Origin of the sequence: Polaromonas sp. OV174, from assembly GCF_900112285.1 — a bacterium.
Taxonomy (GTDB): Bacteria; Pseudomonadota; Gammaproteobacteria; order Burkholderiales; family Burkholderiaceae_C; genus Polaromonas.
Genome location: NZ_FOKZ01000007.1, coordinates 168,446 through 180,321, shown reverse-complemented (window position 1 = coordinate 180,321; position 11,876 = coordinate 168,446). Strand labels below are relative to the sequence as shown.

13 protein-coding genes are annotated in these 11,876 nt (G+C 64.3%); 6 read left to right on the top strand and 7 right to left on the bottom strand.

What is annotated here, in order from left to right:
• The 6 genes from BM160_RS08840 to BM160_RS08815 all read right to left on the bottom strand — a co-directional run.
• The coding region (locus BM160_RS08840) for a transposase (protein ID WP_143093206.1) at window positions 1-300 on the bottom strand (300 nt) is incomplete at its 3' end.
• A gap of 85 nt (window positions 301-385) precedes the next feature.
• On the bottom strand, window positions 386-1,396 hold the full coding sequence (locus BM160_RS08835) for a Bug family tripartite tricarboxylate transporter substrate binding protein (protein WP_092003668.1): 1,011 nt from the start codon (window positions 1,394-1,396) through the stop codon (window positions 386-388).
• Window positions 1,397-1,515: 119 nt separating this feature from the next.
• Window positions 1,516-2,250, bottom strand: a complete 735-nt coding sequence (locus BM160_RS08830) for an SDR family NAD(P)-dependent oxidoreductase (protein WP_177218956.1) — start codon at window positions 2,248-2,250, stop codon at window positions 1,516-1,518.
• A 5-nt stretch (window positions 2,251-2,255) separates the two neighbouring features.
• Window positions 2,256-3,458 (bottom strand): 3-oxoadipyl-CoA thiolase, encoded by a 1,203-nt coding sequence (gene pcaF, locus BM160_RS08825; protein ID WP_092003662.1) that lies wholly within the window; start codon window positions 3,456-3,458, stop codon window positions 2,256-2,258.
• Window positions 3,459-3,503: 45 nt separating this feature from the next.
• Window positions 3,504-4,148 carry a 3-oxoacid CoA-transferase subunit B gene (locus BM160_RS08820; protein ID WP_092003659.1) on the bottom strand — a complete coding sequence of 215 codons (645 nt, stop codon included), beginning with the start codon at window positions 4,146-4,148 and terminating at the stop codon, window positions 3,504-3,506.
• Between the two features lie 27 nt (window positions 4,149-4,175).
• Window positions 4,176-4,877, bottom strand: a complete 702-nt coding sequence (locus BM160_RS08815) for a 3-oxoacid CoA-transferase subunit A (protein ID WP_092003656.1) — start codon at window positions 4,875-4,877, stop codon at window positions 4,176-4,178.
• A 116-nt stretch (window positions 4,878-4,993) separates the two neighbouring features.
• On the opposite strand from BM160_RS08815, the gene BM160_RS08810 reads away from it, so the two are divergent.
• Window positions 4,994-5,797, top strand: a complete 804-nt coding sequence (locus BM160_RS08810) for an IclR family transcriptional regulator domain-containing protein (protein ID WP_092003653.1) — start codon at window positions 4,994-4,996, stop codon at window positions 5,795-5,797.
• A 24-nt stretch (window positions 5,798-5,821) separates the two neighbouring features.
• On the opposite strand, the gene BM160_RS08805 is transcribed toward BM160_RS08810, so the two are convergent.
• Window positions 5,822-6,043, bottom strand: coding sequence for a hypothetical protein (locus BM160_RS08805; RefSeq protein WP_092003650.1), 222 nt, complete (start codon window positions 6,041-6,043; stop codon window positions 5,822-5,824).
• Window positions 6,044-6,230: 187 nt separating this feature from the next.
• Between BM160_RS08805 and BM160_RS08800 the strand changes: the two genes are divergently transcribed.
• From BM160_RS08800 to BM160_RS08775, 5 genes are all read left to right on the top strand, one after another.
• The gene (locus BM160_RS08800; protein ID WP_092003647.1) at window positions 6,231-6,665 is read left to right on the top strand and encodes a DUF1841 family protein; all 435 of its coding nucleotides are present in this window, start codon (window positions 6,231-6,233) and stop codon (window positions 6,663-6,665) included.
• A gap of 450 nt (window positions 6,666-7,115) precedes the next feature.
• A complete protein-coding gene (locus BM160_RS08790) occupies window positions 7,116-7,310 on the top strand; it encodes a hypothetical protein (protein WP_143093205.1) in 195 nt (64 codons plus the stop codon).
• Entirely contained in the window at window positions 7,303-9,003 is a 1,701-nt protein-coding gene (locus BM160_RS08785) for a hydantoinase B/oxoprolinase family protein (RefSeq protein ID WP_092003639.1), read from the top strand. The genes BM160_RS08790 and BM160_RS08785 overlap by 8 nt, the downstream gene beginning before the upstream one ends.
• Entirely contained in the window at window positions 9,000-11,054 is a 2,055-nt protein-coding gene (locus tag BM160_RS08780) for a hydantoinase/oxoprolinase family protein (RefSeq protein WP_092003636.1), read from the top strand. The genes BM160_RS08785 and BM160_RS08780 overlap by 4 nt, the downstream gene beginning before the upstream one ends.
• Window positions 11,051-11,665, top strand: a complete 615-nt coding sequence (locus BM160_RS08775; RefSeq protein ID WP_092003633.1) for a cysteine hydrolase family protein — start codon at window positions 11,051-11,053, stop codon at window positions 11,663-11,665. The genes BM160_RS08780 and BM160_RS08775 overlap by 4 nt, the downstream gene beginning before the upstream one ends.
• The last annotated feature ends 211 nt before the right edge of the window (window positions 11,666-11,876 follow it).

Here is an 11,876-nt window from a genome sequence, read left to right as displayed (position 1 = left end):
GAAGTTGCCTGCCCCCAGCAGGCGAAACGCCACGTCTTCGTGCAGCTTGCGGGCAAGCTTGCGTGAACTGAACACGCCTGTGGCGTAACCATAGATCAGCACCTTGACCATCATGGCGGGGTGAAAGGGCTGGTTGCGTGAGCCGCCTGCCGAATACCTCGCGTGGAACGCCTGCAGGTTCAGACTGTCCACTGTGTCGTTGATGAAATACGCCAAATGCCCTTCGGGCAGCCACTCGCGCATCGAGTGCGGCAGCAGCATGTCTTGGTCCGGCAGGTAGGGTAGGTAGCTGGCAGGCATCAAGCTCTAACGTCCAGACTTCACCAAACGATGACTTCAGGCTTCTGCCGCGCAGACTCCTAGGCGGCCCTATATTGAATCAGCCTCAGTCCGTGCTGGCGCCGGAGTCGCGAACCACCTTGCTCCACTTCACCGATTCCTTCTGGATGAAGGCGGCAAACTGTGCCGGGGTTTCGCTGTAAACCTCGGCGCCCTGTTCGTTGATCTTCTTCTTCACCTCAGGATTGGCCAGCACCTTGACGATGGCGGCGTTGAGCTGGCTGACCACGGCAGGCGGCGTGGCGGCGGGCGCGAACAGGCCGAACCACGAGGTGGCCTCGTAGCCAGGCACGCCGGCTTCGGCGATGGTCGGCACATCAGGCAGTTCCGGCGAGCGTTTGGCGGTCGTCACGGCGATGGCGCGCAGCTTGCCCGAGCGCACATGCTGGATGGCCGATGGCATGTTGTCGAACATGACACTGATCTGGTTGCCCAGCAGGTCGGTCACGGCCGGCGCGCTGCCCTTGTAAGGCACGTGCACCATGTCCACCTTGGCCATGCTCTTGAACAGCTCGCCCGACAAATGGATGGAGCTGCCGTTGCCCGAGGAGCCGAAATTCAGCTGGCCCGGATGGGACTTGGCGTAGGCAATCAGTTCCTTGACGTTCTTGAAGGGCTGCTTGGGGTTGGCCACCAGCAGATTGGGCACATTGGCCACGCGGGTCAGGGGCGCGAAATCCTTGATCGGATCGAAAGGCATCTTCTTGTAGAGCGCGGCATTGATGGCATGCGTGCCGACCGTGCCCATGAACAAGGTGTAGCCGTCAGCAGGCGCGCGAGCAGCGGCCTGGCCGCCGATGTTGCCGCCGGCGCCGGCGCGGTTGTCGATGATCACCGACTGGCCCAGCTCGGTCGTCAGCGCCTGGCCGACGATGCGCGCCAGGATGTCGGTGGTGCCGCCCGCAGAGAAAGGCACGATCATGGTGATGGGCTTGCTGGGGTAAGCCGCTTGTGCGGCGGCGGGCACGCTGGCCAGCAGGCCGGAGCCCAGGACCAGGGCGGCCGTCAGGCTGCGCAGCGCGAATTGGCGACGATCGGAAGTAGCAAAGCGGGACATGGAGACATCTTTCCAGGAAACGAGAGAGAAAACCCCGGTCGCGCTGCAGCTGCCTATCTTGTGGATCGCACTGGCAAAACCGGGACGGGGAAAGCCCTGATAACAGGGCTATGGAAAACTCAAATAGGCGCCACACCCAGGGTGGTGCCACCGCACACATAAAGCACCTGGCCGGTGACAAAACCGTTGTCGGGCGAGAGGAAAAACAGCGCGGCGCGCGCCACGTCTTCGGCCGTACCCATGCGGCCCACCGCAATGCTGTCCAGGATGCGCTGCGTCTGCGGCGCACCCTCGGGGTTGCTCTTGCGAAACAGCTCGGTGGCGATGGGCCCGGGGCCTATGGCGTTGACAGTGATGCCGTCGCGGCCCAGCTCCATGGCCAGGGTGCGCGTCATGCCTATCATGCCGGCCTTGGTGGCCGAATAGACGATGCGATCGGCCTTGCCCAGCGCCGCGCGCGAGGACATGTTGACGATGCGGCCGTGGCCGCAAGCGCGCAGCGTTGGCAAAAAGGCCTGCGTCAGCAGCATGGGGGCGCGCAGGTGCAGGCCCACCACATCATCCAGCGTGGCCGTGGTGGCCGTGTCTATGGTGCCGGGCCGGGTGGCACCGGCGTTGTTGACCAGGGCAACGATGTTGTGCCTGGCCGCAATCTCGGCGGCACGTTCACGCGTCGCCGCTTCCTGCGTCAGGTCGGCCTGATAGGAGCTGAGCTGCGGGTGGCTCCAGTCGGGCAGCACATAGTCGAGGTTGACCACATGGCGGCCCTGCGCCAGCAGCGCCTCGGCGATGGCCCGGCCAATGCCGGCGCTGGCGCCTGAGACCAGGGTTGCTTCAGGGGTCTGTGCAGTCATGGAACTCACACCCGTTCCAGAATCACGGCAATGCCCTGGCCCACGCCAATGCACATGGTGCACAGCGCGTACTTGCCGCCGGTGGCGTGCAGGCGGTTCACGGCCGTGGTGGCCAGACGGGCGCCGCTGGCGCCCAGCGGGTGGCCCAGGGCAATCGCGCCGCCCCAGGCGTTGACGCGGGCGTCATCGTCCTGCAGGCCCAGTGCGCGCAGCACGGCCAGGCCTTGCGCGGCAAAGGCTTCGTTGAGTTCGATCACGTCCATTTGCGCCAGGCTCAAGCCGGTTTGCGCCAGCACCTTGAGCGTCGCGGGCGTCGGGCCAAAGCCCATGATGCGCGGCGCCACGCCGGCCGTGGCCATGCCGACCACGCGGGCGCGCGGCGTCAGGCTGTACTTGGCAGCGCTGGCTTCATCGGCCAGCAGCAGCGCACAGGCGCCGTCGTTCACGCCCGAGGCGTTGCCCGCGGTGACCGAACCATCGGGACGCACTACGCCCTTGAGCTTGGCCAGCGCTTCCAGCGTGGTGGCACGCGGGTGCTCGTCCTGGCTCACGATGATGGCGTCGCCCTTTTTCTGCGCGATGCTGACCGGAACGATTTCGCGTGCCAGGTGGCCGGCTGCGATCGCGGCGGCGGCATTGATCTGGCTGGCCAGCGCCATACGGTCTTGCGCGGCGCGCTCGATCTTGAAATCGTCGGCCACGTTCTCGGCGGTCTCGGGCATGGAATCCACGCCGTACTGCGCCTTCATCAGCTTGTTGATGAAGCGCCAGCCTATGGTGGTGTCGTAGACCGCGTTATTGCGGCTGAAGGCGCTGTCGGCCTTCGGGCTAACAAAGGGCGCACGGCTCATGCTTTCCACGCCGCCGGCAATCATCAGGCCGGCTTCGCCGGACTTGATGGCGCGTGCTGCCGTGCCCACAGCGTCCAGCCCCGAGCCGCACAAACGGTTCAGGGTAGCGCCCGGCACGTCGATAGGCAGGCCGGCCAGCAGGCTGGACATGTGCGCCACGTTGCGGTTGTCTTCACCGGCCTGGTTGGCGCAGCCGTAGATCACATCAGTCACCGCCGCCCAGTCCACGCCCGGGTTGCGTTCCATCAGCGCCTTGATCGGAATGGCGCCCAGGTCGTCGGTACGCACGCTGCTCAAGGCACCGCCGTAACGGCCGAAGGGGGTACGGATGGCATCGCAGATAAAAGCTTGGTTCATGATGTGTCTCGTGGTTTTGTGAATAACGGAAATGGAAATACCGCTTCAGGCCTGGACCGGCAGGCCCAGCAGGGTCTCGAGTTCGGCGTGGCTCAGGCCCTCTACCTTGTCTATGAGTTGCAGGCCTGAAGGCGTGCATGCCAATGTTGCCAGGTCGGAGTAAATCCGCTTGACGCAGGCGATGCCGGTCAAAGGATAGCTGCACTGCTCAACCACCTTGCTTTCGCCCTTTTTCGTCAGCAAATCCATCATGACCCAGGTCTGCTTGGCCCCTATGGCCAGGTCCATGGCGCCGCCCACGGCCGGAATGGCGCCGGGCTCGCCGGTGCTCCAGTTGGCCAGGTCACCGGTGCTGGAAACCTGAAAGGCGCCCAGCACGCAGATGTCGAGGTGGCCGCCGCGCATCATGGCAAAGCTGTCGGCATGGTGGAAATAGGCGCCGCCCGGCAGCAGCGTGATGGGCTGCTTGCCGGCGTTGATGAGGTCGTAGTCTTCCTCACCCGCTGCGGGCGCAGGACCCATGCCGAGGATGCCGTTTTCGCTTTGCAATATGACCTCACGCCCGGCCGGGATGTGGTTGGCCACCAGCGTCGGCATGCCTATGCCCAGATTCACATAGGCACCGTCGTGGATGTCCTGCGCCACGCGCTGGGCGAGTTCTTCTTTGCTTCGTTTTTGATAGCTACTCATACTTGTTCCTTGTTGGCCCGAATCGGTTCAGGCGGCCTTCTTGAAGCCACCGGCCTGGGTCGCCACGCGGTCTATGCGCACCACCTTGCTGACGTGAATGCCGGGCGTCACTATGCTTTCGGGATCAAGCGCACCCAGCTCAACAATCTCGTGCACCGTGGCCACCGTGTGCTTGGCCGCCGTGGCCATGACGGGGCCGAAATTGCGCGCCGACATGCGATAGGTCAGATTGCCCCAGCGGTCACCCTGCTCGGCCTTGATCAGCGCCACGTCGCCATGGATGGGGTATTCGAGCACATAGTGCTTGCCCTTGATCTCGCGCGTTTCCTTGCCCTTGGCCAGCTCGGTGCCGTAGGCCGTGGAGCAAAAGAAAGCGCCTATGCCGGCACCGGCGGCGCGCAGGCGCTCGGCCAGATTGCCTTGCGGCACCAGCTCCAGCTCCAGCTTGCCGCTGCGGTACAGGGCGTCAAAAATCTGGCTGTCGGCTTGACGCGGAAAGCTGCAAATGATCTTGCGCACCCGCCCGGCCTTGAGCAAGGCGGCCAGCCCGACTTCGGCATTGCCCGCGTTGTTGTTGACCACGGTCAGGTCCTTGGCGCCTTGCGCGATCAGGCCGTCAATCAGCTCCAGGGGAATGCCGGCAGTGCCAAAGCCACCAATCAGCACAGTGGCGCCGTCTTTCACATCCGCCAGTGCATCGGCAATGCAAGGGGCAATCTTGTTGATCATTCAATCCTCTCCAAGGGGAAAACTTACGCCGCCACAGCTCAATGGAATGGCTGTTGAAATTTGTTCGACATTAGAACAAGAGTTCGTATAATGAATTCTAGGAGATTTCAAGCCCCATGGCAAATGCCGCATCCACCCTTGTTGCCAACCTCAAGCCCGGCGACGGCTATGTCCAGTCGTTCGCGCGCGGACTGGAAGTGATCCGCTCCTTCAGCGCCAGCGCACCCCGGCAAACCCTGACCGAGGTGGCCGGGCGCAGCGGCCTGAGCCGCGCCGGCGCGCGCCGCATCCTTCTCACCCTGGAGTCGCTGGGCTATGTGCGCAACGAGAGCAAGCTTTTCAGCCTGACCCCGCGCATACTCGATCTGGGCTTTGCCTACCTCTCCTCCATGCCGATCTGGAACCTGGCGGAGCCGGTGATGGAGGCGCTGGTCGAGCAGATCAAGGAGTCGTGCTCGGCGGCGGTGCTGGATGGCACGGACATCGTCTACGTGCTGCGCGTGCCGACGCACAAGATCATGAGCATCAGCCTGAGCGTGGGTTCTCGGCTGCCGGCCTATTGCACCGCGCTGGGCCGCATGCTGCTGTCAGCCCTGCCGCCAGACGAACTCCTGCAGTTGCTAGAAAACTCGGACCGGGTTCAGCGCACCCGGCACACGGTGACCGACGTGAAAGAGCTGGCAGCCAAGATTGCGCAGGTACGCAAACAAGGCTGGGCGCTGATCAATCAGGAACTGGAAGAAGGCCTGGTGTCCATCGCCGCGCCGATTACCGATCGCTCCGGCAAGACGGTGGCGGCACTCAACATCAGCGGCCAGGCCAACCGCAGCAGCGCCAAGCTCATGCAAGAAAGCATGCTGCCGCAACTGCTGGCGGCCGCGCAAACGATCTCACGCCTGCTGAGCGCGCAGCGCAGCTGATGCCGATAAAGGGTGCCTTGCCGTTCAGGATTTACGGAAGCCAAGCGCCAGCACCAGCGCACCCAGAGCCACGGCGCCCAGGCTAAGCCACTGCGGAATGTTGACGGATTCTTTTTCCTTGACCGTCAACTCGATGGGGCCGATTTTGGCGGCGGTCGTGTCCTTGGTGAAGCTGAAACCGCCGGTGAAAAATCCGGCCAGACCAGCCACAATCAAAATAATGCCTGCGATGCGTGCTGCGTTCATTGAAATCTCCTCGCCGGGCTGATGAGTCAGGGGATGGAACGCCCAGGAACCGCGCCACCGTGAGCGTAATGTAACGAGCCGCTCCCGGCTTGTCTGTAGGACGCGGCCTGGGCCTGCCAAGCAGATGGCTCCAAAGTAAAAGCATTACGGCCAAAGCGCAAATCGACTGCGTGATACGCTTGCGCCCATGTTTACGCCCTCACAAGCCGACGTCCGCCGTTTTTTTTGCTCCGTTTATGCCAAGGCCCGCTCTGGTCAACCACTTGAAGCTATTGAAACAATAGCAAGCCAGTGGATGGACGAACACCCGGAATACCACGCCGATTTTGCCGATGCCGATGCCGCACTGGAAAAAATGTACGACGTGGAAGCCGGCAAAACCAATCCCTTTCTACACCTGTCCATGCACCTGTCGATCAGCGAGCAGTGCTCCATCGACCAGCCCAGGGGCATACGCCAGGCGGTGGAATTGTTAACTGCCAAACGCAACTCACTGCACGATGCGCACCACGAAGCGATGGACTGTCTGGGGCAAATGGTTTGGGAAAGCCAGCGCGCCGGCCGCCCGCCCGATGGAGCTGCGTATATCGACTGCGTGCAGCGGCATGCGACTCGGGACTGATCCGGGCACCACACACCTCATTGGCACCCACGCTTTTCGGCCACCAAAGGTCGCTGAAGCAGCGAGACCTTGAATGACTGGGAGCAGAACTAGATGCCTCGATCCTGATGCACTGGGTGAAACCAGCCCAGTCGGTGTGAAACTCGATGCACACGATCCCGAAAACTTGCGACTAACCGGCTGATCAAGCTACGCCAACTCCAGTTGGGAAATGACCGGCATCGAGTGAAGCGTCACTAGAATCAGAGCAGTTTTGGCGGACCGCAGCCTTCGCAGGATGCAAGAGCCATCCATGATGTCATGGTCGAAAAAAACGGCCTGTGTTAAATGCCTTGTTTTTGCATATTTAAATGTACTATTGACATGACAATAGAACTGAATAATCATGATGGGCATGTTACGAATGCCTTTATCAAAACTCCATGACCTACCGCTCCGTCAATGGCTGCGATGACAGTCGACACCCGTGCCGATGGCAAAGGTGGCTTCTTCGCCATCGAAATCGCATTCTCCATTGTCATCACGTCCGACGCTGCGCACCTAGCATCTGAGTTGATGTCGGCACTCCAGATGGAAATGATCCGTGCAGGCGGCTTTATCAACCAGTTGCGCCAGCAGTCTGGCATGGAGTTCTTCGATGTTTGAATTGCGTTCCAGTATGACGACGGATCCCGTCACGCTCGCCGTCCTGCGCGGCCGCCTCGAACAGGTGGCCGACGAAATGGACGCCACGCTCTACCGCAGCGCCTTCAATCCCATCATTGCCGAGGCGCACGACGCCTGCCACGGCCTGTACGACGCAGCGAGCGGCGACACGCTGGTGCAGGGCAAGTCGGGCCTGCCGGTGTTCGTCGGCGCCATGGCCTTCGCCGTGCGCGCCACCGCGAAGGCGGCAGAGCCGCGCGGCGGCATGAAGGACGGCGACATCTGGATCAGCAATGACGCCTACGACGGCGGCACCCACGCCAACGACTTCAAGCTGGTGAAGCCCTTCTTTCGCAACGGCAAGCTCTACTGCTACATGGCCTCGGCCGCACACTGGCACGACGTGGGCGGCGCGGTGCCCGGCAACTACAACCCGGCCGCCACCGAGTGCTGGCAGGAGGCGGTGCAGATTCCGCCGGTGCGCATCGTGCAGGGCGGCGTACTCGATGCGGACGTGCTCGCGATCCTGCAGGCCAACACGCGCCTGCCCGACAGCCTCTGGGGTGACCTGAACGGCCAGCTCGCCGCGCTGGAGCTCGGCGAGAAGCGGCTGAACGGTTTGCTCGACGAGTATGGCGACGACTTGGTATTGAACGCGCTTGGCGAGCTGCGCAGCCGTGCGCTGCGCCACATGCGCTCGCACATCGCTTCGCTGCCCGACGGTCGCTACAGCTTCGAGGACGTGCTCGACAACGACGGCATCGTGAACGAGCCGCTCACCATCGCGCTCGACATGACGGTAGCCGGCGACCGGCTGCTGCTCGACTTCTCGCGCACCTCGCCGCAATGCGCGGGGCCTGTGAACATCTCGCGGGCCACCGCAGTGGCGGCCTGCTACGTCGCGCTCAAACACCTGTTCCCCGACGTGCCCGCCAATGCCGGCGTGCTCGATGCGGTGGACTTCAACATCCCCGACAAGCTGGTGATTAGCTGTGAGCGCCCGCGTCCGGTCGGCGGCTACACCGAAACCATCCTGCGGATGATCGACGTGATCTTCAGCGCTGCCGCCCAGGCCGACCCGACGCGTGCGGTGGCGCAGGCCTACGGCACGATCAATGCGCTGTCGATCGCGGGCCACCGCAGCGACAAAGGCCGCGAAGGCCAGCGTTGGGTGATGTTCAGCTTTTTCGGCGGCGGCCATGGCGGCCACTCGGGTGGCGACGGGCTCTCGCACGGCAATGCACCGATCTCCACCGCGACGATTCCGCCGCTGGAGATTCTCGAAGCCGCGTACCCGGTGCGCTTCACCGAGTGGTCGCTGCGGGCCGATTCGGGCGGCGACGGCCGGCACCGCGGCGGGCTCGGCGCCGTGTATGAAATCGAACTACTGGAGAAAGACGCCGAAGTGTTCGTCTTCGGCGAGCGCGGCACCTCGCCGCCCAAGGGCATCGCGGGCGGCGGCGAAGGCGCGGTCAACGTGTTCAGCTACGAGAACGCGGGCGAGTGGCACACGCCACCCATGGTGTCGAAGATGCGCGGCATCCAGCTCGCGCGCGGTGAGCGCGTGCGGCTCGAAACTCCCGGCGGCGGCGGCTGGGGCCATGCGGCCGAGCGGGCCGCACCGCAGCGCGAAGCCGACAGCGCAATGGGTTATGTGACGACCGGCAGCAGCGACAAGAAAGCCTCCGAATGACTTCCACTGGTAAATCCCTTGTCGTCGGCGTCGATGTCGGCGGCACCTTCACCGACCTCTTCGTGCTCGACGAGGCCAACGGCACGGCACGCATCGTCAAGGTGCCTTCCACGCGCGGCGAGGAAGCACGCGGCTTCATGAACGGCGTGGCGCGCGTGGCCGACTCGGCCGCGGCCATCGCCACCATCGTGCACGGCACCACGGTCGGCACGAATGCGCTGCTTGAACGCAAGGTGGCGCGCACCGGCATCATCACCACGCGCGGTTTTCGCGATGTGCTGGAGATGCGCCGCCGCGACCGGCCCGAGACCTGGGGCCTGCGTGGCAGCTTCACACCCGTGGTGCCACGCGACCTGCGCCGCGAGGTGGACGAGCGCGTGCTGGCCGACGGCACGCTGCACACGGCGGTCGACTTGGACCAGGTGCGCGCCGAAGCACGCTCGCTGCTCGAAGCCGGCTGCGAAGCGGTGTGCGTGTTCTTCATCAACACCTACGCGAACCCCGGGAACGAGCGCCTCGCCGTCGCTGCGGTGCGCGTGCTCTGGCCCAACCCGCACGTCACCTCGGCGAGCGAGGTGCTGCCCGAGATCCGCGAGTTCGAGCGCTGCTCGACCGCCACGCTCAATGCGGCGCTGCAGCCCGTGGTGGGTAGCTATCTCGAGCGGCTCGAATCCGACCTGCGCGGCCAGGGCTTTGCGGGCGAACTGCTGGTGGTGCAGAGCAACGGCGGCCTGATGTCGCGCCAGACCGCAAGCGACCTACCGGTGCGGACCGCGCTCTCGGGCCCGGCGGCCGGCGTGATTGCCTGTGCTGCCATTGCGCGTGCGGCAGGCTTCCCCAACGCGATCACCGGTGACATGGGCGGCACTTCGTTCGACGTGTCGCTGGTGGCGAACGGCGAGGCCGCACTGGCCGCTCAGACCGCCATCGAGTTCGGCATGGTGATCCGCTCGCCGATGATCCAGATCGAGACCATCGGCGCAGGGGGCGGCTCGATCGCCTCGGTGGATGCGAGCGGGATGCTGCAGGTCGGCCCAGAGTCCGCCGGGAGCGTGCCGGGGCCTGCTTGCTACGGGCGCGGCAACATGCGGCCGACGGTGACCGATGCGAACGTGCTGCTGGGGCGCATCGCTGCCGATCGTCCATTGGGCGGCGGGCTGCTCGCGGCGCTGGATGCGGAGAAGTCGCGCCAGGTCATCGAGGAACACGTCGCCCGGCCACTCGGCCTCGACGTGCATGCCGCGGCCGAGGCGATTCTCACGGTGGCCAATGCGCGCATGGCGGGCGCCATTCGCCTCGTCTCCATCGAACGCGGCCACGACCCGCGCCGCTTCGCCTACATGCCCTTCGGCGGCGGTGGCGCGTTGCATGTGTGCGCGATGATGCGCGAGGTGGGCGTGGCGACAGGCATCGTGCCGCGGTACCCCGGTGTGACTTCCGCCCTCGGCTGCGTGATTGCCGACATGCGTCACGACGCGGTGCAGACGCTCAACAAGCCGCTGACCGAACTCGACGTGGGCGACGTGCAGCGCCGCATCGATGAACTGGCTGCTAGCTGCCAGCAGCGCCTCGATTCCTCGGGCGTTCGCTTCGACGAAGTGCGCGAGGTGATCGCGCTCGACATGCTCTACGCGGGCCAGACGCACACGCTGCCCGTGGTGCTCGCAGATGCGGGCAAGGTGCCGCTCACTGCCGCATCCATCCGCGCCGCCTTCGAGGCTGCCTACACCGCCGCCTTCGGCCGCGTGCTCGACGGCATTGCCATCCGCGTGATGAATCTGCGCTATGCGCGCATCGGCGTGCGGCCCAAGTTCGACCTCGCCGTGCTGGCACCAGAAGGCAAGGGCAGCACCGCGTCGCTGGGCTCGCAGCGCGTTTTCCACCAGGGCCAATGGCATGACGCGGTGCGCTACGCGCGGCTAGAACTGCCCGTGGCCGCACGCATCAACGGCCCCGCGATCCTCGAACAGGTCGATACCACCGTATGGCTTGAACCCGGCTTTCACGCCGAGGTCGATGCGCACGGCAACCTGCTGGTGAGGCCATCATGAGCAACGGCGAAGCCATCGCCGCGGCCAGAACCGCGCTGGTCATCATCGACCTGCAGAACGACTTTCTCGATGCCAAGGGCGCCTATGCGCGCGGTGGCGACACCAACCCGCCCGCGCTGCAGCTGCCGGATCGCGTGGCCACCGTGGCGCGCGCGCTCAAGGCAGTTGGCGGACTGGTCGCCACGAGCCAGTTCACCCTGTGGCCGGACGCGGCAGGTGAACCTATGATCTCGTCGCACCTGAAGACGCTGCGTCCCTATCTGAGGAAGGGTGACTTCGCGCCCGGCAGTTGGGGCCAGGCCAACGTCGATGCGCTAGCAAGCCTAGCCGACGTGACGGTCTGCAAGGTTGCCTACTCGGCCTTTTTCAACACCCAGCTCGACTGGTTGCTGCGCCGCGCTGGCATAGACACGGTGGCGGTGTGCGGTATCGTGACCAACGGCGGCGTCGCCAGCACCGTGCGCGATGCCCACATGCGCGACTACCGCGTCGTGGTGTTGGCCGACGGCTGTGCGGCCTTCGGTGAGGAGCGCCACCAAACCTCACTTGCCGATATGCGAAACGTCGCTGAGGTAATGAATTCCGAGGTTTTTATCCGGGCACTGCAATAGCAGCCATGGAGTGACCTGCATGCAGACGACCGCTCTGGGATGCTCCCTTGGTTGCTCGCCACCTTCAGTCGGACGATGACTCCGCGAAGCGTTCGGCTGGCATCCAGACATTGGCACTCCCGACACCCACTCGCGATGGCGCCAGCCGGTATTCGTAGCTGTCGGGACGGTACAAACCATCAAGCAGCTGCATTAGCACTCCCTGCGCATC

Bases quoted from the DNA above. Each gene is read 5' to 3' on its own strand.
- BM160_RS08835 (WP_092003668.1), bottom strand. From the start codon at position 1,396: ATGTCCCGCTTTGCTACTTCCGATCGTCGCCAATTCGCGCTGCGCAGC.
- BM160_RS08830 (WP_177218956.1), bottom strand. From the start codon at position 2,250: ATGACTGCACAGACCCCTGAAGCAACCCTGGTCTCAGGCGCCAGCGCC.
- pcaF (WP_092003662.1), bottom strand. From the start codon at position 3,458: ATGAACCAAGCTTTTATCTGCGATGCCATCCGTACCCCCTTCGGCCGT.
- BM160_RS08820 (WP_092003659.1), bottom strand. From the start codon at position 4,148: ATGAGTAGCTATCAAAAACGAAGCAAAGAAGAACTCGCCCAGCGCGTG.
- BM160_RS08815 (WP_092003656.1), bottom strand. From the start codon at position 4,877: ATGATCAACAAGATTGCCCCTTGCATTGCCGATGCACTGGCGGATGTG.
- BM160_RS08810 (WP_092003653.1), top strand. From the start codon at position 4,994: ATGGCAAATGCCGCATCCACCCTTGTTGCCAACCTCAAGCCCGGCGAC.
- BM160_RS08805 (WP_092003650.1), bottom strand. From the start codon at position 6,043: ATGAACGCAGCACGCATCGCAGGCATTATTTTGATTGTGGCTGGTCTG.
- BM160_RS08800 (WP_092003647.1), top strand. From the start codon at position 6,231: ATGTTTACGCCCTCACAAGCCGACGTCCGCCGTTTTTTTTGCTCCGTT.
- BM160_RS08790 (WP_143093205.1), top strand. From the start codon at position 7,116: ATGACAGTCGACACCCGTGCCGATGGCAAAGGTGGCTTCTTCGCCATC.
- BM160_RS08785 (WP_092003639.1), top strand. From the start codon at position 7,303: ATGTTTGAATTGCGTTCCAGTATGACGACGGATCCCGTCACGCTCGCC.
- BM160_RS08780 (WP_092003636.1), top strand. From the start codon at position 9,000: ATGACTTCCACTGGTAAATCCCTTGTCGTCGGCGTCGATGTCGGCGGC.
- BM160_RS08775 (WP_092003633.1), top strand. From the start codon at position 11,051: ATGAGCAACGGCGAAGCCATCGCCGCGGCCAGAACCGCGCTGGTCATC.